This window comes from Lysobacter antibioticus, assembly GCF_001442535.1.
Lineage (GTDB): Bacteria > Pseudomonadota > Gammaproteobacteria > Xanthomonadales > Xanthomonadaceae > Lysobacter > Lysobacter antibioticus.
The window spans coordinates 2,356,797-2,376,818 of record NZ_CP013141.1; the positions used below are offsets into that span (position 1 = coordinate 2,356,797).

Annotated in this window: 19 protein-coding genes; 10 read left to right on the forward strand and 9 right to left on the reverse strand. The window is 65.9% G+C overall.

Features of this window, described 5'->3' with window-relative positions; all coding sequences use genetic code 11:
• Positions 1 to 6 precede the first annotated feature (6 nt).
• The 4 genes from GLA29479_RS09540 to GLA29479_RS09555 form a co-directional block, all read right to left on the reverse strand.
• Positions 7 to 783 (reverse strand): type III pantothenate kinase, encoded by a 777-nt coding sequence (locus tag GLA29479_RS09540; RefSeq protein ID WP_057916809.1) that lies wholly within the window; start codon positions 781 to 783, stop codon positions 7 to 9.
• Positions 780 to 1,778 (reverse strand): bifunctional biotin--[acetyl-CoA-carboxylase] ligase/biotin operon repressor BirA, encoded by a 999-nt coding sequence (birA, locus tag GLA29479_RS09545; protein WP_057919907.1) that lies wholly within the window; start codon positions 1,776 to 1,778, stop codon positions 780 to 782. Before birA ends, GLA29479_RS09540 begins: the two co-directional genes overlap by 4 nt.
• Entirely contained in the window at positions 1,778 to 2,458 is a 681-nt protein-coding gene (plsY, locus tag GLA29479_RS09550) for a glycerol-3-phosphate 1-O-acyltransferase PlsY (RefSeq protein ID WP_057971442.1), read from the reverse strand. The genes birA and plsY overlap by 1 nt, the downstream gene beginning before the upstream one ends.
• Positions 2,459 to 2,640: 182 nt before the next feature.
• Positions 2,641 to 4,464 (reverse strand): DegV family protein, encoded by a 1,824-nt coding sequence (locus tag GLA29479_RS09555; protein ID WP_144436431.1) that lies wholly within the window; start codon positions 4,462 to 4,464, stop codon positions 2,641 to 2,643.
• A gap of 150 nt (positions 4,465 to 4,614) precedes the next feature.
• On the opposite strand from GLA29479_RS09555, the gene GLA29479_RS09560 reads away from it, so the two are divergent.
• The gene (locus GLA29479_RS09560) at positions 4,615 to 4,896 is read left to right on the forward strand and encodes a hypothetical protein (protein ID WP_031372689.1); all 282 of its coding nucleotides are present in this window, start codon (positions 4,615 to 4,617) and stop codon (positions 4,894 to 4,896) included.
• Positions 4,897 to 4,915: 19 nt separating this feature from the next.
• Positions 4,916 to 5,662 (forward strand): M90 family metallopeptidase, encoded by a 747-nt coding sequence (locus GLA29479_RS09565; protein WP_237051739.1) that lies wholly within the window; start codon positions 4,916 to 4,918, stop codon positions 5,660 to 5,662.
• Between the two features lie 792 nt (positions 5,663 to 6,454).
• On the opposite strand, the gene GLA29479_RS09570 is transcribed toward GLA29479_RS09565, so the two are convergent.
• From GLA29479_RS09570 to dusA, 5 genes are all read right to left on the reverse strand, one after another.
• On the reverse strand, positions 6,455 to 7,867 hold the full coding sequence (locus tag GLA29479_RS09570; protein ID WP_057916805.1) for an ATP-binding protein: 1,413 nt from the start codon (positions 7,865 to 7,867) through the stop codon (positions 6,455 to 6,457).
• Positions 7,868 to 7,940: 73 nt separating this feature from the next.
• Positions 7,941 to 8,624: a response regulator transcription factor gene (locus GLA29479_RS09575; RefSeq protein WP_031372686.1), complete on the reverse strand. Its 684-nt coding sequence runs from the start codon at positions 8,622 to 8,624 to the stop codon at positions 7,941 to 7,943.
• 59 nt (positions 8,625 to 8,683) lie between these two features.
• Entirely contained in the window at positions 8,684 to 9,028 is a 345-nt protein-coding gene (locus GLA29479_RS09580) for a hypothetical protein (RefSeq protein ID WP_338039909.1), read from the reverse strand.
• A 180-nt stretch (positions 9,029 to 9,208) separates the two neighbouring features.
• Entirely contained in the window at positions 9,209 to 10,150 is a 942-nt protein-coding gene (locus GLA29479_RS09585) for an arginine deiminase-related protein (protein ID WP_057916804.1), read from the reverse strand.
• 61 nt (positions 10,151 to 10,211) lie between these two features.
• Positions 10,212 to 11,222, reverse strand: a complete 1,011-nt coding sequence (gene dusA / locus GLA29479_RS09590; RefSeq protein ID WP_057916803.1) for a tRNA dihydrouridine(20/20a) synthase DusA — start codon at positions 11,220 to 11,222, stop codon at positions 10,212 to 10,214.
• Between the two features lie 400 nt (positions 11,223 to 11,622).
• On the opposite strand from dusA, the gene GLA29479_RS09595 reads away from it, so the two are divergent.
• From GLA29479_RS09595 to GLA29479_RS09625, 8 genes are all read left to right on the forward strand, one after another.
• The gene (locus GLA29479_RS09595) at positions 11,623 to 12,747 is read left to right on the forward strand and encodes a glycoside hydrolase family 71/99 protein (protein ID WP_057916802.1); all 1,125 of its coding nucleotides are present in this window, start codon (positions 11,623 to 11,625) and stop codon (positions 12,745 to 12,747) included.
• A gap of 596 nt (positions 12,748 to 13,343) precedes the next feature.
• On the forward strand, positions 13,344 to 13,748 hold the full coding sequence (locus tag GLA29479_RS09600) for a hypothetical protein (protein WP_057971444.1): 405 nt from the start codon (positions 13,344 to 13,346) through the stop codon (positions 13,746 to 13,748).
• Between the two features lie 106 nt (positions 13,749 to 13,854).
• On the forward strand, positions 13,855 to 14,160 hold the full coding sequence (locus GLA29479_RS09605; protein WP_057916800.1) for a hypothetical protein: 306 nt from the start codon (positions 13,855 to 13,857) through the stop codon (positions 14,158 to 14,160).
• Positions 14,161 to 14,241: 81 nt separating this feature from the next.
• Positions 14,242 to 14,637 (forward strand): hypothetical protein, encoded by a 396-nt coding sequence (locus tag GLA29479_RS09610; RefSeq protein WP_144436432.1) that lies wholly within the window; start codon positions 14,242 to 14,244, stop codon positions 14,635 to 14,637.
• A 71-nt stretch (positions 14,638 to 14,708) separates the two neighbouring features.
• The gene (locus GLA29479_RS24440) at positions 14,709 to 15,044 is read left to right on the forward strand and encodes a hypothetical protein (protein ID WP_144436433.1); all 336 of its coding nucleotides are present in this window, start codon (positions 14,709 to 14,711) and stop codon (positions 15,042 to 15,044) included.
• A gap of 88 nt (positions 15,045 to 15,132) precedes the next feature.
• On the forward strand, positions 15,133 to 15,492 hold the full coding sequence (locus tag GLA29479_RS24445) for a hypothetical protein (RefSeq protein WP_144436434.1): 360 nt from the start codon (positions 15,133 to 15,135) through the stop codon (positions 15,490 to 15,492).
• Between the two features lie 123 nt (positions 15,493 to 15,615).
• On the forward strand, positions 15,616 to 15,921 hold the full coding sequence (locus tag GLA29479_RS09620; RefSeq protein WP_057971445.1) for a hypothetical protein: 306 nt from the start codon (positions 15,616 to 15,618) through the stop codon (positions 15,919 to 15,921).
• On the forward strand, positions 15,921 to 19,853 hold the full coding sequence (locus GLA29479_RS09625) for a zeta toxin family protein (RefSeq protein WP_082638471.1): 3,933 nt from the start codon (positions 15,921 to 15,923) through the stop codon (positions 19,851 to 19,853). The genes GLA29479_RS09620 and GLA29479_RS09625 overlap by 1 nt, the downstream gene beginning before the upstream one ends.
• The last annotated feature ends 169 nt before the right edge of the window (positions 19,854 to 20,022 follow it).

A 20,022-nucleotide genomic window follows, 5' to 3' on the forward strand; every position in this document is an offset into this window, starting at 1 on the left:
CTGGGCTCAGGGGGAAGTTTCGATGCCGGCCCAGATCGCGAGTCCTTGCAGGACCAGCGTCGGGGCCAGAGTCGGCGACGGCAGAGCGGCGGCCAGCGCATCGGCGCCGCCGCCGTGCAACAGCAGACGCGGCCGCTGGCCGAGTTTCGCGGCCGCCGAAGCCATGCTGCGTTCGATCAAGGCCAAGGCCGCGCCGTCGCAACCCGAGGCCAGGGCATCTTCGGTGTCGGCGGCGAAATCGAGCGTAGCGCCGCCGTGTTCGGGCAATTGCGGCGCGCGCGCATGCAGGGCCTCGCGCATCAGGGTCGGCGACGGCGCAATCAGGCCGCCGTGGTGCAGGCCGTCGGCGTCGAGCAGATCGATCGTCAGCGCGGTGCCGACCCCGCAGATCAGGGCGGCGCCCTCGCCCTGCGCATGCGCGCCGAGCAAGGCCAGGAAACGGTCGGCGCCGAGCTTGCGCGGTTCGGCATAGGCGATGCGCAGCGTGTCGGAGCGCGCCGCGGCGAAACCCTGCGGCGAACGGAAGCTCGCCTGGGTGCGCGCGATCGAGATCCGCCGGCAACGCGCCGTCAACGCTTCGAGCACCGCCATGCGCAATGCCGGATGCGCCACGCTGGCCAGATAGGCGACCTCGATGCGCTCGGCCGGCAAGGCCTCGGCGAGCGCAGCGGCGACGTCTTCCTCGCGATGCGGCAGCGCCACCGCGTCACCGGGACGGCCGTCGGCGCCGAGCGGCGCGCACTTGAGGCGGGTGTTGCCGAGATCGAACAGCCAAGCGCTCAACGCGATGCTCCTTGCGCACGCCGCACGCTGACTTCGCCGGCGTGGAAACGGCGTTCCTCGCCATCGTCCAGGCGCACGCGCAGGGCGCCGTCGTCGGCCAGACCGAGGGCGATGCCCTGATGGATCGCGTCGGCACCGTGCACGCTGATCGCCTGCCCGGCCAAGGCATCGAACGCGGCGTAACGGTCGAGGAACGGCGCCAACCCGGCGGCGTCGAATTCGTCCAGCGCCGGCAACAAACGCTCCAGCAGGGCCGCAGCGATCGTGTCGCGGGCCAGGGCGCGCCCGTCGGACAGGCCGGCCAGGTCGCTCCAGGGCTGGTCGATCGAGGCCGCAGCCGCAGCCGGCATGCGCACGTTGAGCCCAAGCCCGATCACCGCGCGCGCCGGCCCGGCGTATTCGCCGCCGCCTTCGATCAGCAGGCCGCCCAGTTTGCGCAGGCCGTCGCCGTCGAGCACGACCAGGTCGTTCGGCCATTTCAGCCGCACCGCGGCATAGCCGAGGCCTTGCAGGGCCTCGACCGCGGCGATGCCGGCGACCAGGCTCAGCCCGCCGAGCCGCGCCAGGCCGCCGCCGAACGAGCGCGACAACGAGAGATACAGATGCGCGGCCAGCGGCGAGGCCCAGACCCGGCCACGGCGCCCGCGCCCGCCGGTCTGGCGTTCCGCCAGCAGCACCGCGACGCCTTGCGCCGGGGTCGGCCGGCGCAGCAGCTCGCTGTTGGTCGAATCGATGCTCCAGGCCACTTCGAGCGCGGCCAGCCGCGCCCGCGTCGGCACCGACAGGGCCGCGACGATCGCCTCGGCATCGAGCAGATCCAGCGGCTGCGACAGCGCATAACCGCGCCCGGGCTTGGCTTCGATCGCCACGCCGGCCTCGCGCAGGGCTTCGATACGCTTCCACACCGCCGCGCGGGTCTGCCCGGCGGCGCTGGCGAGCGCGTCGCCGGTGGCGGGGCCTGCGATCAGGTGCTGCAACAGCGCGCGGTCGTCCATCAGCTCCGGCGCCAACGGTGCAGCAGACGCGCGCCGGCAAAGCGCGATTCGGTACCCGCACGCAGACGCGCCAGGTTGCCGCGGTGGGTGAACACGACCAACAGTGCGGCGGCGATCGCGAACCATTGCCGCGGCAGGCCGGCATCGCCGAGCCAGGCGAGCACGGGCAGGCACAAGGCCGCGATCACCGTGGCCAGGCCGACATAGCCGCTGACGATCAGGACCACGGCCCAGACCAACACCAGCAGCGGTACCGCGAACGGCCACAGCACCATCAGCCCGCCGACCAGGGTGGCCGCGCCCTTGCCGCCGCGGAAGCCGTGCCAGATCGGCCAGACGTGGCCGAGCACCGCCGCGAACGCGGCGAGATAACCGTGCACGGTCACCGACAGGTCGGCGCCGACCGGCGCGAAGCTCAGCGCCAGCCAGGTCGCCAGCGCGCCCTTGCCGATGTCGAACACGACCACGACCAGGGCGAAACGCAGGCCCTGGGTGCGGAAGGCATTGGTGCCGCCGGCGTTGCCGCTGCCCTGTTCGCGGATATCGACGCCGCGCAGGCGCCCGAACAGCAGGCTGCCCGACAGCGAGCCGATCGCGTACGCCGCCAACAACAAGCTCACCGACAACGGCGCCACCGCGACGGCGGCGGACAGAGACGATGGGAGGGCAGCGAACGACATGGGCGAATTATGCGCGAGCCGATACGAGCGCCGATACGGATTCGAGCGCCGTGCCGGCGGATGCACCGTTGCGCGGCGACGGCTCGCGGATATGAGCCTTCGCAGGGCTACCGGCGATCAGGACGCGGTCGGGCCCAGCTTGCGCCCTCTCCCCCTTGCCGCGTAACCGTTGGGCGGCGGCCTCAGCCCGGCGCCGGCTGCACCGACACCAGCAACGCCCCGCGCCCGGCATGGGCGCCCAGCGCCGGTCCGGTCTCGACCAGCCAGGCCTGCTCCAGCGCGAGCCGGCGGCGCAGGGCTTCGAGCAGACGCCGACCGTCGTCCAGGGCATCGCAATGGCCGACGATCGCGCGCCAACGCTGCCCGTCCGGCAGGCGCCGCGCCAGGTGCCGGGCAAAGGCCTCCGGCGCGTCCTTCTTGGCGAACAGCCCGCCGCTGACGCTGAGCCGGCCCTCGGGTTTCATCTTGGCGACCGGGGTCAGGCCGGTGTAACGCACCAGCGGCCCGGCCCAGGGCGGAATCCGTCCGCCGCGCACCGCATGCGAGATATCCCGCGCCATCGCCCAGGTCCGGGTCAGCGGACGCAGGCGTTCGAGTTCGGCCACGATCGTCGCCAGCTCCGCACCGTCTGCGGCCAACTCGGCCGCCCGCCAGGCCAGCAAGGCCTGGCCGCCGGCGGCATTGAAACTGTCGAACACCTGCACCCGGCGCGCATCGGCGCGCGCCGCGGCCTGCTCGCCCGACTGCAGGGTGCCGGAGACCGCGCGCGACAGGCCGACGTACAAGACCTCGGCGCGGTGCCCCAACAGGAACTCGAAGGCGCGGCGGAAATCGCCCGGCGGCGGCTGGCTGGTGCGCGGCAAGTCGGCGCTGTCCGCCATGCGCCGGTAGAACTCGGCGGTGGCCAGGCCGATCTTGTCGAGATAGTCGCGGCCGTCGATCGACACCCGCACCGGCACCACGTGCAGGCCGTAGCGTTCGGCCAGGACGTCGGGCAGATCGGCGGCGCTGTCGGTCACCACCGCCACCCGCTGCACCCGTTCGACGCTGCGCTGCTGTTGCAGCATGTCGTCGGCCTTCATGGCCTCGACCGCGCCGAACGCCGCGCAGGCATCGAACAAACGCTGCGGCGCGCCCACGTGCGCATGCACGCGCATGCGCGCGGCGTCGCCGGCCAGGACCAGCGAATCGGCGCCGATCGCTTCGAGCGCGGCGAGCAGCCGGCGGCGTTCGATGCCGCTGCCGATCACCAGGCATTCGCTGCACCAGCGCCGCTGCGGATCGACCGAGTCGTGCACCGGCGCCAGGGCGTGCTCGTGTCCGGCGCAGGCTTCGTTGGCGGCGCTGACGCCGGCGTGCACGCGCAGCGCACGCGGGCCGCCCTCGACGAATTCGGCGATGCCTTCGAGCAGATCGACGAAGCCCTTGGCGCCCGCGTCGACCACGCCGGCCTTCTGCAGCAGCGCCATCTGCTGCGGCGTGCGCGCCAGCGCGTTGCGGGCCTGGATCAGCGCGGCGGCGAAACCCGGGCGCGGGTCGCCGTCGCGGCTGGCCAGCGCGGCCTCGTCGAGGGCATCGGCGAAGGCATTGATGACGCTGAGGATGGTGCCTTCGACCGGGTGCGCCAGCGCGGCCCGGGCATTGACCGCACCGTGGCGCACCGCGGCGGCGAGGGTCGCGGCGTCGAGCTCGGGCCGGCTGCGGGCGTACTCGGCCACCCCGTGCAGGAACTGGGCCAGGATCGCCCCGGAGTTGCCGCGCGCGCCGTCGATGGCGTCGTCGCCGATCCGCAGCAGCAACTCGCCGATATGGCGGCTGCGCCGGCTCAGCGCCCCATTCAGCAGACTGCCGAGGGTGTGCGCGAGGTTGTTGCCGGTGTCGCCGTCGGCGACCGGGAAGACGTTGATCCGGTTGAGCAGGTCGCGCCCGGCGATGACCCGGCGCGCCCCCGCGATCAAGGCCCGGCGCAGGGCCGGCGCGGTCAGCGGAGGGTGGGCGATCGCCATGGCGGCAGTCTGCGGCAAACCGGCGCGGACGCCTGTTGCGGCGCAGCATCGATCGCGCGCGCCCCAAGGCGGCCCAGGCCGCGGGTTTCGCGCTATAGTCGGGAAATCGCTCGACGCCGGATTCCGGCCGGGCCGATCAAGGATTCCGCCATGTTACGGATCTGTCTGTGCCTGCTGTTCGCCCTCGCCAGTGCGACCTTGGCCGTCGCGGACGTCGGTGCACGCGAAGTCAACAAGCTCAGCCCGAACGATGCCTGCCCCGAAAGCAGCGCATCGCGCAAGGACACGGCGGCCCGCCCGAGCAGCCGCAGCGCCGCGCCCCCGACCGCGCGCGACACCAAGGCCAAGCCGAGCGTGCACAGCGACGCCGAAGGCAACAACCGCCTGCAGTCGCCGCGTTGGCACAACTTCCTGCCGGGCATGTTCCGCTGATCCGCTGACGGCACCGCCTTTGTTCGACCTGTTGCGCCGTCTGCGGCGCCCGCCCCTGATCGATGACGCCTTGTGGCGCGACGCCGTCGCCGCCTTGCCGTGGGCGCGCGCGCTCGACCCGCAGCGCCAGCAACGCCTGCGCGAGCTGGCCGCACGTTTCCTGCACGAAAAAACCATCAGCCCGATCGGCGAGCTCGAACTCGACGCGCAGCAGCGCTGTCTGCTCGCCGCGCTGTGCTGCCTGCCCTTGCTCGAATTCGGCAGGGAAGGCCTGCGCGGCTGGTCGCAATTGATCGTCTACCCCGATGCGTTCCGGGTGAACCGCAGCCACACCGATGCCGCCGGCGTGCTGCACGAATGGCAGGACGAGTTGATCGGCGAGTCCTGGGAAGCGGGCCCCTTGATCCTGTCCTGGGCCGACGTGCTGGCCGACTGCGAAGAACCGCGTGCCGGTTTCTGCGTCGCCGCGCACGAGATGGCGCACAAGCTCGACCTGCTCGACGACCTGCTCGACGGCACCCCGCCCCTGCCGCGACCGTGGCAGCGCGAATGGGCGCGCGATTTCCAGCAGGCCTACGACGCCTTCGTCGCCGACGTCGACGCCGGCCGCGACACCGCCATCGACCCCTACGCCGCCGAGGCGCCCGAGGAATTCTTCGCCGTCGCCACCGAATACCACTTCAGCGACCCGGCCCTGCTGCGCGCGCAGATGCCCGCGGTGGCCGCGCATCTGCAACGGTTCTATGGGGTTTCGCCGTTCGCTTGAACGGCGCGGCGAGCATTCCTGTAGGAGCGGCGTGAGCCGCGAGCAAGCGAAGGGGCGGATGGCACATCCGTCGCCGGAGGCCAGATGCCTAGCATTCGGCGGTAATCGCACCGATTGTCCGGGCTTCGGGGATGGGCGCTTGCGCACGTCGCGTTGGTTGGTCGCGGCTTACGCCGCTCCTACACGCGATGGTTATCGGCCTCGAACGATGACGACGACGCTGATTTTCTGCGCGTCCCGTGGTCGCGGCTTGCGCCGCTCCTACCCCTAAGCCATCGCAGCCGAGCGATTACCGCTACCGCTGCGGTTGCTGTTGCTGTTGTTGTGCGTCGCCTCGACCTCGCGAAGGCAATCGAAGACCCGGAGGGCGGCGCGCAGGGATGCGCGCCGTTTTTCATCGGGACAGGGATGTCCCGTATGTAGATCCCCGCGTCGGCATCGGTCGTGCGGGCCTGTGATTCAAAAAGAAGCAACTTCTTTGGTTACCTTTGACCGAAGGGAATCCAGACGGACTTTTGTTGCTTTAGACAAAAGAAAGTAACCCGCCGCTTTAGTGGCGGAAGCTTTTGGCGTTTGATCTGGATCCAGATCTTGATCTTGATCTTGCTTGAGCGATGCACCACAAAAACGAAACGGCGCGGTCGCGACTTGCGTCGCTCCTACCCTCGCGAAAGTACGCCGCTTCGATGGGCCACGTCGGCGTTGTTACTTATGCGCGTCCCGTGGTCGCGGCTCAAACCCGAAGGAACTCCCTACCAGACACCGCGCCTGCACGCGACAACCCTCACCGCCTCACAAGCCCGGCGGCAACTTCACCTCGAACCGCGCACCGCCGAGCTCCTCGGAAGGAATCACATCGAGCGTCCCGCGATACCCGCGCACCAGGTCCTGCACGATCGCCAGGCCGATGCCGTGGCCGTGCACGCGCTCGTCGCCGCGCACGCCGCGCTGCAGGATCGAGGCGATCTTTTCCGGCGGAATGCCGGGGCCGTCGTCGTCGACGGCGAGCAACAAACCCGGCCGGCGGTTGGCCGCGGTCTCGCCGGACTGCACGGTCAGCAGCACGCGCGAGTTCGCCCACTTGAAAGCGTTCTCGAGCAGGTTGCCGAGCAGTTCCTGCAGGTCGCCGGGTTCGCCGTGGAATTGCACGCCCTCGGCGACATCGAATTCGCACAGGATGCCCTTGGACGAATACACCTTTTCCAGGCCGCGTACGATCTCTTCGGCGTGCGGCTCGATCGCGATCGGCGCGGCGAACAGGGCATGACCGCCGGAGGCGGCGCGCGACAGCTGATACGAAACCAGGTCGTTCATGCGCCGCAGTTGCACGTCGACGTCCTCGCGCAGGCCGGCGTCGATCGCCGCGCCGCCGTTCTGGTCGTCGTCGAGGCGCGCGCGCAGCACTGCCAACGGCGTCTTCAGGCTATGCGCCAGGTCGGCCAGGGTGTTGCGCTGACGGTCGAGGTTCTCGCGCTCGCTCTCGATGAAGGCGTTGATGCTTTCGGTCAGCGGTTCCAGCTCGCGCGGGTGACGCTCGCTCATGCGCGAGGCCAGGCCGCGTTGCACGCGCTTGAGCTCCTCGATCACGCGCTTCAGCGGGCGCAGGCTCCATTGCATGATCAGCGCCTGCAACAGCAGCAGGATCACGCCGGCGCCGCCGAGGTTGCGCCACAGCGACAGGCGGAACACCGCGACCTGCTGGCGCAGCGCGCTGGTGTCTTCGAGGATGTAGATCGTGTACTGGAACTCGGACTTGGAATCGCCGTCGACGCTCCAGATCAGGCCGCGCCCGTAGCGATAAGCCTCGCCGGCATGGCCGTTGATCTCGGTGATCGGCAGCGGGCCTTCGAAGGTCTCCTCGGCGGCCTTGAGCATGCCGCCGTCGGGCAACACCGGCCCTTGCGCCGACATCGAGTCCCAGTGCCCGTTGGGCAGGATCACTTCCGCGTACAGGCCGCTGCCGGGCCGGTCGAAACGCGGGTCCGGCGGGTCGTAGGGCGGGATGATTTCGCCGCCGCGGCCGAAGTCGGTGTCGGCGGCGTAGGCCAGCGCGTAGCTGGTCAGGCGCTGGCGCATGTTGCTCTCGGCCGTTTCCAGGAACGCGCGGTCGAGCGCGTAGCCGGCCAGGGCGAGAAAGGCGAGCAGGCCGAGGCTCGCGGCCAGCAACTGGCGCGCGCGCAGCGAGCGGGGCTGACCCCAGCTCATGGCTTCGGACGGGCCGGACGGCCCGCATCAGGAGGAGACGCGGGCCGCATAGGGGTCCGGAAAGGCTCCTGGATCAGTCGCCGCTGCGCGGAATGGCGAACCGGTAGCCGCGACCGCGGACGGTCTCGATCGGCTTCAGGGCGCCGTCCGGGTCGAGCTTCTTGCGCAGGCGGCCGATGAAGACCTCCAGCACGTTCGAGTCGCGGTCGAAATCCTGCTGATAGATATGCTCGGTCAGGTCGGCTTTCGAGACCAACTCGCCGGCGTGCATCATCAGGTATTCCAGGACCTTGTACTCGTAGCTCGTCAGGTCGACGTTACCGCCGTTGACGCTGACCGTCTGCGCCGCCAGGTCGAGCATGACCGGGCCGCATTCCAGGGTCGGCTTGCTCCAGCCCGCGGCGCGGCGCACCAGCGCGTTGAGACGCGCCAGCAGCTCCTCGACGTGGAAAGGCTTGACCAGGTAGTCGTCGGCGCCCTGCTTCAGGCCCTCGACCTTGTCCTGCCAGCTCGACCGCGCGGTCAGGATCAGCACCGGGAACTTCTTGCCTTCGTCGCGCAGGGCCTTGATCAGCTCCATGCCCGACATCTTCGGCAAGCCCAGGTCGATGATGCCCAGGTCGAACGGCACCTCGCGGCCCATGTACAGGCCTTCCTCGCCGTCTTGCGCGGCATCGACCGCGAAGCCCTCGCGCTTGAGGCGGGCGGCCAGGGTCTCGCGCAGCGGCGCTTCGTCTTCGACCAGCAGAATTCGCATGGGCACTCCCTTGTATAAATATCGGCCCGACAGGATCGTCCGGGCCGTCGAAGCGAAGGTTAGTCGTTGTTATTGTCGTCGCGGCGTGTAGGGCGGTCGTCGTCGCGGCGCCCCCGCTGCTGCGGGTCGTCCATGTATATCCGGACCCGGCCGCTGGAATCGACGACCTTGACCCGGTTTACGTCACGGCCGTCGAAAGGAATGCGCTCGGCGCTCAGGACCTGGCCGCCGCCGCTCTCCCGCTCGACCCGACGGATGGCGTCGGACAGGGAGCGATGGTCGTCGCGGCGGTCGTGCCCGCGCCCGCCCCGGCCGTCGTCGTGCTGAGCCAGGGCATTGCCGGCCACGGCGCACGAGGCGACGAGCAGCAGCAACGACAGGACGCGGTTGGACCGGATGCTCATGACGATCTTAGGATGCCCCAGCGGAACAATAATGTGCGAACTTGCGACGTGGGGGCATTTTCGGAACGGGGCAGTGAATCCGATCTGAACTTTTCGCTTGCATCCAGGCTGCCATTCAGGCCGGTTCGACCGCCATCACACGTAGCGCCAGCAAAGTCCGTGCGCAGCTGAGAGTCATTCCTAATAAATCTCGCCGACGCAGCAGCGCAGCGAGCCGCCGCCAGCCTCGATCGCGTCCAGTTCGACCGTCTCCAGCGCGAAACCGGCCGCGGCCAGGCCGGCCCGGGTGTGCTCGGCAAGCACCCGCCCGGCGGCGGCGCTCATCCAGACCCGGTCGGCCGACAGCGCGATCGAATTGGCCACGAAGGCGGCGTGCTCGGCCGCCGCCAGGATCATCCCGTGCGGGGCGTAGAAGCCGGCGATCGCCGACGCCAACGCCGGCTCGGCGAAACCGGCCGGGCTGACCAGCGCGGCGCGGCCGGCCAGAACCGCCAGCACGACATTGGTGTGGTACTCGCCCGGCGCCAGCTCGAACAGCAGGGTCGCGCGCAGGCCCAGGGCCTCGTGCATGAGCCGTGCGCCGGCCTCGTCGCAGCGCTCGGACAGGCCGGCATAGCCCAGGCCGCGGACGCGGTCGACCACCAGGGCGCCGGTGAGCTCGCAGGGGTGCGCCTGCAGCGACAGATCGACCTCCTCATAACCCAGCACCTGGCCGAAGAAGGCGCGGATGTCGGCACGCCCGGCCTCGCGCTGGCGGACCGGATGGCGCATCCGCCCGACCAGATAGCGCGGCGCCCCGCCCGGCTGGCGCGCCGCGTCGGGCCGCCCGGTCGCGAATACGTTGTTGGGGAACAAGGCGTCCGGGGTGTCGGGATCGCCGGCGAAGCAAATCGTCGGCAGCACCGCCGACAGACGGCGCTGAAGCTCGCGATGCTGGGCGCTGGCGCGGCCGGGGTCGAAATCGGCGGCCTGCGCCATGTAGCGATTGTCGCCGGCCGACTGTTCGGCGCGGGCGAACCCGTCGGGCGCGACCAGGAACGCCGCGCGCGCCGTCGCCGGGCCGAAATCGGCGGCAAGCCTGCCGGCCTGGGTGAAGAAGACGTCGGGATCGCGGGTGATCATGCGGGCTCGCAGGCAGGCGCCAGTGGGTGTTGGCGGTGGGCGGTAGACGCGGAATCGGGCCTCAGGCGGCGTCGCGAGCGGCGAACGACTCGGTCACCGCCAGCGCCTGCTCGATCAGCGACCAGTCGGCGCCGGGCTTGTGCGCGCCCTCGCTGAGCACCTGGCGGAACGCGCGGCCGCCGCGCTCGCCATGGAACAGGCCGAGCATGTGCCGGGTGATGTGCTTGAGGAATACCCCACGCGCGAGTTCCGCCTCGACATAAGGCCGCAACGAACGCAGCAACTCGGCGCGGCTGCGCAGTTCGCCGCCGAACCAGGCGGTGTCGATCCGATGCAGCACGTAAGGCTCGTGATAGGCCGCGCGGCCGAGCATCGAGCCATCGGCGTGTTCCAGGTGCGAGGTGGCCTCTTCGGCCGTGGCGATGCCGCCATTGACCAGGATCTTCAGCTGCGGCCGTTCGCGCTTGAGCCGGTAGGCCCAGTCGTAGCGCAGCGGCGGCACTTCGCGGTTCTCTTTCGGCGACAGGCCCTTGAGCCAGGCATTGCGTGCGTGCACCACGAACATCGTGCAACCGGCCGCAGCGACCTCGTCGACGAAAGCCAGGAACACCTCGAAACGATGATCGTCGTCGACACCGAGACGGCACTTCACCGTCACCGGCACATCGCAGGCCTCGATCATCGCCGCGACCGACGCGGCGACCAGCGCCGGCTCGCGCATCAGGCAGGCGCCGAAACGCCCGGCCTGCACCCGGTCCGACGGGCAACCACAATTGAGATTGATCTCGTCGAAGCCGCGCTCGGCGCCGATCCGCGCCGCCTGCGCCAACAAGGCCGGCTCGCTGCCGCCGAGCTGCAAGGCCACCGGATGCTCGACCGGGTCCATCGCCAACAGACGCGCGCGGTCGCCGTGGATCACCGCATTGGCGTGCACCATCTCGGTATACAAGCGCGCATGCGGCGCCAGGGCGCGGTGAAACACCCGGCAGTGCGAATCGGTCCAGTCCATCATCGGCGCGACGGACAGACGGATCGCCTGCGGATTGACTATTTCTTTTTTTAAATCAAGCACCTAAACAGCCTCTGCAATACTCGCCGGTCAAGCGGGATCCTGCCATCTAATGTGCCATTACTGTACCAACGACAGGGGTGATACACCGAATGGCAGCACCCTGACCGCTGCCGCGCCCCGCGCGGCACCTCATTTGCAGTTGGCGCCACACAGCAACATGCGATTTCCATAACACCTCGCGCCCGCCCCTTTGCATGGATGCAGTGGCTAACAAGTCCCATTACCGTTTTACGAAAACACACACTCGGCTAGTTCCGAACATTCCTGGTTTCGACTTGAAACTTCAGCTGCGGAGTATCTACTGGACCGCTTCATGCCCGTGCGATACAAGGGCTGAAAGCATAGAGCCAGCAAAACACGACCAGCCATGAGCTGCTTCACTTCAAAGGAAAGGACAACCATGCTCAAGAAATCACTGATGCTCGCCTGCGCTTTATTCGCTTCGAACGCTCAGGCCTCGTGGCCTAACTCTGCAGACCGTCTGAGTAAAAAGCTGGTCTTCGCTGAGTATCACCCATGGGTAGCGACGCCGACCGTCGACGGTTTTTGGGCGCGCTGGAACGAAACCGGCCACAAGCCGAATTTAAATGACGTCGAATCTATGTTCTGGCCGCTCGACGGCTTGTACAGCGAGGGCGACTGCGCAGCCATAAAGAGCCAAGCCGTCGACCTGAACGGAAACGTCACCGCGGCAGGAATCGATGTCCTTATCATCGACTGGGTCAATGTCTACCAAAACGAACAGCAGCGTGTCGAGAAAATTCTCAGCTGCACGACCACGCCGGCCGTGGTGATGGTTGATCAGAACTGGACGGTTACCCCCTCCTTCCAGGAGGTCATTACCCGCCTGGAGACCGTTATCGGCTGGTATGCCTCAAAGCCCGACCTCTACCCTACCTACTACCGCGACCCCGCCAGCGGGGCTCCTGTGTTCATCGTCTTCGACCCCGGAGCCGCCGGAACTACCGCGCAATGGAATGCAAAGATCGACTACTACAAGACACTTTCGCCCAAAGGCATATTTATCGCCGGGCTGAGTTCCAACACCTCGGCGGCATGGGTTCTCGCATCGCATTTCGACGGTGCGATCCAGCTCGCAGGAAAGACCGCGGCATCGGACGAATCGAGCTATGAGTCGACCTTGTCGGTGCTCTACGGACCGGGCTCCAGAAATCAATTTCTGATCGGAGAAGCGATCCCAGGCTTCGATGATTCGGCGAATTGCTACTCGACAAGCCCGGTCCTCGATCGTCAAGCGGGCGTCGTTTTCGACACGAAATGGTCGGGACTCCTAACCACGAACTGGAATGGGCACAAGCTCGACGGTGCCTATGTCATGTACAACAACGATGGCGAGGGCGCAGGCATCGAACCCGCATCCCCGATCCCGCCTACGAGAGCTCCCGGGTTTGAATCCTGTGACGGCAAGATAAGCAATCGGTACAAGACTTATGCCCCGCTGCCTGCCACCTACTATCTCGACAGAAATGCATTCTGGGCCAACCAGTTCCGCATATCGCCATAGACTGGCCTCCTAAGTATTCGTCGACGGACCGCCCTCCTGGAACTTGACCGAAGGCAGGAATTCCAACGGCCAGATCGAAGGAGGGCACTTCCAACTCGGCAAGTGCGTGCTCATGCAAGATCTTGCGGCCTAAGGCGAATCTGACTGAACGGCAGTCGCAGTTGAGATTTATCTCATCGAACCCGCGCTCGGCGCCGATCTCGCGCCACCTGCATCAACAAGGCTCGGTCGCTATCGCCGGTGGGGGGCGGCACTCCCTCCGTTGTAGCGATCCCTGCTAGAACCCGCCCTGCCCTGTTGAGCCCCCGGATACCTGCTGAACTCAGGCCGAGATAAGGCATAAGTGTATCAACGGCGGGGCTTGCGCACCTGAAAGCGATACTCAGGGTTGCGTTAATTCGCACCCGGGGCCTTTGGCATGTCAGCCGTCCCGTAGAAATACCGAAACGCCAGGGCATTATCCGAGCCCTGTGTAGGAAAAGTCTGACGCCAACACGGTACGTCCTGAGCGATACTCCTCGCTGTACTGCGATGCCGAGCGGCGGACACGACAAAGTCGCATTTCAGGAAGGGCTATCAGGATGGCAGCGGAAGGGATGTTCGACTGGTTGCAGTTTCCGGAGGGGCGGGCGCGCTTTGCTGGAATCAAACGCGGCTGGGATGAACAAGGCCATGTCAATTTCTCACTCGAGCTTGGCGACGCCTTGCACTTCGGAGAAATCGATCAGGTCTTTCTTCCGGACCTCCATAACTTCAACATCGAAGTCATCTCCTTCGGCTACCCAAGAGCGGAAGTCGTCGGCATGCCAGGAGCCGCAGCAGTATTTTCGCCCGAACAGATCAGCGTCGCCATGCAGCTAATTGGGCGCCTCATTAAATCAGGCCTAGATTTAGATCGACCGCCGAACATTCTCACTCAAACGGCCAAGTCTAAATTCCTTGGCGAACTACTGTTCCGTGAGGGCTGGGCGCTCGTTAGATCCGAAGCGGACCCACGATGACCAGCACACCACCAAGCAAACAGGTGCGGCCGTGACAGACGACAGCTCTTCTACACCGAACAGCCGCGGCCTTCCACCTCCTCCGGTACCGGAACGACTGCGGGAAATGCTTAAGGACCACCCAGACCATATCGAACGATTGCAGGAAGTATTAAATCAAGTCGCGTATGACGGGAGAGTGCTGCTCATGCCTTTCGATCAAGCGATTTGGGCACTCGAAGGTCGTTTGGAAACCTTCATCCATGAAGCCAAGGCAGACTTGGAAGCGGCACAAGTCGATGAAGACGCGCAGGCCATAGAACTTGCAAGGGCAAAGGAGGATCTTATGTTCAGGGCCAGATCGAGCAACGGCGGAATGAAGGGCCTGCATGATCTATGGAATTACTTCAAAGAGAATGAAGACGCGCTTTAGTCACAGACGAATAGATCTCGCCACTTGAAGAGCGGTTGCGCCCCTACCTATCTAACTGGGCTGCACAAGGAATACAGGGTCATGACGGACGACACGACTTCTACATCGAACAACAGCCTCATATCTCCTCCGGTACCGCAACGATTGCGGGAAATGCTCAAAGACTATCCTGGGCATGTCGAGCGACTGCAGGAAGTTCTCAACACCGTGATCGAGAAGCCGTCGCCGCTGACGCCGCCATTCGAAGTTGCCGTGTGGGTACTGGAAAGTCGACTGGAGGCGTTCCATCGCGAAGCCGTGACGGAGTTCGAAGTTGCGCAAGCCAACGGAAATCCCGAACTGATTGCGCAAGCCGATGAGAAGCAACGCTTGATGTCAAAGGTATGCTGGAAGCACGTCTGGCTGACTGACGAAGCACTCTGGGATTATTTTCAACAGCATCAGGAATGCATTCTTCGGCGCGGACAATCGCAGTAACAAGCAGGTAAGCCACCATCAAACTGCAGGCATTAAATTTTCTCATGTGAAACGAAAACAAGGCATGCTCAATGACTCATTCACCCCTTCCTCCCGTCCCAAAGAAATTACAAGAGCTGCTTCATAGCTACTCTGGCCATATCGATCGTCTGCAGAAGCAGCTTAATCAGGTTGCAGAAGAATCCAGATCCGCAAGCACAAAACTTGAAGTTGCGACCTGGATGCTGCAAGGTCAGCTAGAGGAGTTTGCCCGAGAAGCTAAAGCTGAGCTGGAAGCAGTTGAAGCAACGAAAGACGCCGATGCAATCGCGGGAGCCAGGGAGAAGGAGCTCTTGATGTCGCGGGCATGCTGGAAACACGTCTGGCTTGGCGATGAAGCGCTCTGTAATTACTTCCAGCAGAACTAGAACCTACGAATTAATTTTGAGACGAATACTGCCCACACGCCTGCCAGACACATCTTTTTCGCAGAGAAATTTAAATAATTATGCAGTCATGACAGATCTTTCGCCGCCCCCGGTTCCAGCCAAACTTCGAGAAATGCTCAAGGACCACCCTGGGCATATCGATCGATTACAAGAGGCTCTCAACACCGCCATAGAAAAATCACCCCATCTGACACCCCCATTTGAAGTAGCCATATGGGCACTTGAGAGCAGACTCGAAGCCTTCGTTCGCGAAGCCCAAACAGACTTTGACGCAGCACAAGCAGATGGAGTCGCTGAGGATATTGCGCTAGCCGAGCAGAAAGAACTGCTGATGTTAAAGGCAAGCTCGAAGTACGCATGGTTTACCGACGAATCGCTTTGCGACCACTTTCAACAGAATCAGGACAGCATTCTTAGACGGGGATAATAACAACGACAAGCAGGCCAACCACCATCAACCTTCAGACATGAAATAGTCTCAAGTAAAACCAAACAAGGCATGTCTAATGACCGACTTATCACCCCCCCCGTCCCAAAGAAATTGCGAGAGATGCTCCGTGACTATCCTGGGCATATCGATCGTCTACAGGAACAGCTTAATAGCGTGGCAGAAGAGCCCAGGTCTGTGAGCCCGAAGTTTGAAGTCGCGATCTGGATGCTTGAAGGGCAACTCGATGAATTTATTCGCGAGGCCCAAACCGAATTAGAAGCGAGCCAAACCACTGGGGATGCCGAAGCGATCGCACGAGCGGAGGCAAAAGAATCTTTGATGTTCAGAGCAAGATCGGGCAATGGAGGCATGAAGGGACTTCATGACCTGTGGGAATACTTTAAAGAGAACAAGGATGCGTTCTAATGAGTGCCAGCCAAGATCGTCTCAGCAAAGAAGAGCATTCTCGGATTCTCCGGGAGAAAGTGATCCCGGAAGCTAACCTCGAGGGACTGACTTCTCACGAGCGGCCTAAGGCCATCATCCTGGCTGGGCAACCGGGCGCAGGCAAAGGCGGCCTGAAAACTGCCGTCGAACTTGAGCTATCGGGCGATGTCGCTGCTATCGACCCTGACGAGCTTCGCGATTATCACCCCGAAGCTAGAAACTGGCGGAAGTCCTCCCCCTACGGCTGGTCGCAGCAGACCAATGCAGACGCAGGCCAGTGGTCGCGAGAACTCCGTGAGGCGGCAATCGAGGGCCGTAAGAACCTCATCGTCGATACCACACTAGGAAATGCGAAGCCCGCGACCCAGATGATCCGCGAGCTACAGGCCGCCGGTTACGAAGTTGAAGTTCGTGCAATGGCTACGCATCGCCTCGAAAGCGAGCATGGTGTCGACGAGCGATTCACCAAGAACATCGATAAGTTCGGCGTTGGCCGCGACGTCCCGCTGTCTTTCCACGACGACGTGTATCGCGATTTGCCGGACAATCTGGACAAAGTGCGTGACGCAACCGATGTACCGGTCCGCATCTTCGACCGCAGCGGCGCCGAACTTTATGACAGCCGCCGGGATTCGACGCTACCTAGCGCCGCACTACGCGAAGCGCGCGACGCGCGCCTGCAAGATCCCGAAGTGACGCAGCAATTGCGTGAGCGCTGGCAAAAACAAGCCGAATGGCACCGCGACCTGCCGAACACCATCGCCCAGAACGACAAAGTTCCCGCCTCGACCGCCGAAGCGCTGCTGCGCGAACAGGCGGATCGCGGCAAGGTGGCCCACAGTGCGCAACGCGCCGAGGCCGCCGCCACTCTCGACGAATTGGTCCGGCCCGGCGCACCGCTGGCGCATGCGCCGCAGGTAGACGCACCGGGTCCCGGCATACGCAAGGCGACGGTGCTCGCGGGCGCTTCGGCGCTCGGCGTAGCCGCCAGCGTCTACGACGCGAAACAAACCGGCGACCGCATCGGCACTCTGCTAGCCCAGGACAATCCCCTCGCCGCGCAATCGCAGTTCGCCCATTACGCGGCGCGCGGCACCGGCGGTTGGCTCGGCGGCGCGGCGGCCGGTCTCGCAGTGGGATGGGAAACCGGGCCGGGTGCGATCGCGTTCGTGGCGGTCGGCGCGATCGCCGGCAGTCAGGTCGGCGAGAAGGTCGCCCAGTGGTGGGACGATCGTCAGGTCTACAACCAGACCGACCGCGAAGGCGTCGATTGGAAGTACAACGGCAAGCAATGGCGGAGGCAGGAGCCCGGCGACCTGCGCGACGACGGCGTCACCATTGCCGAGAAGCAGTCGTTCGCCGCCTTGCCCGACAAGGCGCGGGAACTCACCTATCTGGCCAGCAATTCGTCCAGCGCCTTGGCGATGGGCAAACTGGAGCCGCCGCGCGACCCTTACGTCTTGCCGGCCAACGAGACCGACAAGCACAGCTTCGCCCAGGCCGACTGGCAGCGTAATGCGGAGAGCGGCGACTGGGTCCGCCAAGTGGTGATCGCGCGCACCGACCGCGGCCACCCGCTGGTCAACCCGGAAAAGGCCTCGCCCGAACGCGCCGCGGAGCTGGACCGGATGTCGGAGCAGGTGGTCCGCGACAACATCGCCAGCGGCCCGGCACCGATCGCCGCGCGCTACGAGCAGGCCTATCGCCGCAACGGCTGGGACGCCTTCGGGCCGATGCCGCAGCCGGTGCTTGCGGCGCTCGCCGAGCCGAACAGTCTGCAAGCCTCGGATGGCCACCAGTACCGCCGCGATGACGAAGGCCAGTGGCAGCGCCAGGACGGCCTGACCGCCGGCCGCCCGGCATCCGGCAATCTGCAACGGGAACTCGACACCACCCGCGCCGAGTTGCAGACCCAACTCGTGCAGCACGATCGACACCTGTTGACGATTCCGCAGTGGCAGGCGCCGTCGTTGGACGAACAGGACCGCGCCAACGTGATGTCGACCTACGCCGCGCTCGGCATCAAGCCGAATCCCGAGCGCCTGGACGCGGTGATGGATGCCTTGCAGCGCACGCGCGAGGCGCACGGCATCGACCCGCATGCCAGTTCGCTGCACGTGGAGCGCAGCCCGAACGGCGGCTACGACATCGACAGCCCGCTCGCCCACCTGCGCCGCGACAATGGCGTGGTCCAGATCGTCGCGGTGACGAGCACCGCGGAGATCCAGCAAGCATTGGCGGACCGGCGCGAGCGCGCCGCACCCATCCCGGACACTCCGGAGCTGCGCGTCGCCGCGCTGTCGCCGCAGCAACGCGAGGCGCACCAGCAGGCCGAGCGCGAAGCCAACCGGCAAGGACTGTCGCGCGACGAGGTGCAGCAGGCGGCGCAACAGGCCGCCGTGGCCACTGCCTCGCCCGATGCCACTCCATCGGTTCCGACACCCGCCGATGCGCAGCCCGCGCGCGTCGTCGCCGCGTCGACACCGGCCTCGGACCCGCGCCGCGAGGCCGAGCCGGCGGCATCGCCCGCGCCCATCGTTGCAGCGCCCGCGCCGATCGCCGAAACGGTCCCGGAGCCGGTGCGCCCTCAATCGGAAGCCGCCACGCAACCCAAAGCGGTGGCAGCCGAGTTGTCCGAACCCGAGACGCCGGCCCGTACGCCCGAGCCGACGGTGCAGCCGGCCGCTACCGTCCAGTCTGAATCCGTTCAACCTGATTCGGTCCAGCCCGCTCCCGTCGAGCCTGCTCCCGTCCAGCCCGCTCCTATCCAACTCGATTCCGCGCAGTCGGCTACCGTCGCTCCTGCGGTCGCGGTCAGCTCCGCTGCGAACAAGCAGGACAACGTGCTTCGCCCGGGCGACCGCGGCCAAGAGGTCGAGTTAATGCAGTACCGCTTGAATCGCGTCGGTTATCGCGACCCCGAGGGCCAGCCGCTCGCTCAGAACGGCCATTACGATGCGGCCACCGAACAGGCCGTGCGTCGGTTCCAGCGCGACCAGGGCCTCGCCGATACCGGCATGGCCGACCCGGCCACGCAACAGGCGATGTCGGCGGCGCAGCATGCGCGGATCGAATCGAGCAAGACCGCCGGGCAGAACCCGCCGCAAGCGCAGGCTCGCGCGTCATCGAACACCGCACAGGAACGCCCGGCCGTCGTCGCCCAATGGGACGACGAGGCGCCTTCGCAGGCAGCGCGCGAACTCGGTTCTCGCGCGCCATCGAACGAACCCGGCTCTCGAACCACGCATCCCGCCGAACGCCCACAGCCGACCGAGTTCATCGCACAGGAGGAACGGGCGGCGCTGCGGCCGCAGACCGATGAAGCGCAGCAGTCCCCGGCGCGCGCGACCGCCTACGTCGCTCGCGACGAGCAGCCGCAAGCGCAAGCACCGGCTCGTTCACACGAACCCGCGCAGCAAGCCGATGCGTTCGCCACGGCTCCGGAGCGGACCGCATCGCCGCGCACCACCGAAACCGCAGCCACCGCGCCGGCGCGAGAGTCCCTACGAGAATCCGCACGAGAGCCGGCGCCGATGACGGCCCAGCCCGAACCGCTCTTCAGCCTGTCGCGGCTGACGCCGAACGACCAGGCGATGTTCGCCAAGATCCGCGCAGGCGTGCCGGCGGATGTGCCCGACGAAACCGTGGCGAAAGCGATGCTGGAAGCCAAGCGCAACGGCATTCCGGATGCCGACCGCATCGACAAGGCGGCCGTGGTCGACGGCAAGCTCTGGGTCGCGGGCAGCATCCCCGGCTTCCATGCCGGCGTGTCGGTAGCCGAACAAGCGCCGGCGATGCAGGACACCTTGCGCGAAACGCAGGCGTTCAACCAACAGCGCGATGAGCGGCTGGCCCAGGAGTCGACGCAGAAGGCCCAGGACGAACCCGGGCGGGCCACACGCATGCAGTGACGGTGCATGCGGGGACGGGCTGGCAGCGACGGCGATAAGCGGTCGTCGCGGCGCGAGCGCGCTCGGGCGATGCCCGGACGATCGCGCAGGCCGCCCCGCTCCGCTGCGCGAGCCACCGCATCGAGTCATCCAGACACAGCCTGCCCAGTCGCTTCGCACTGGGTTGGCG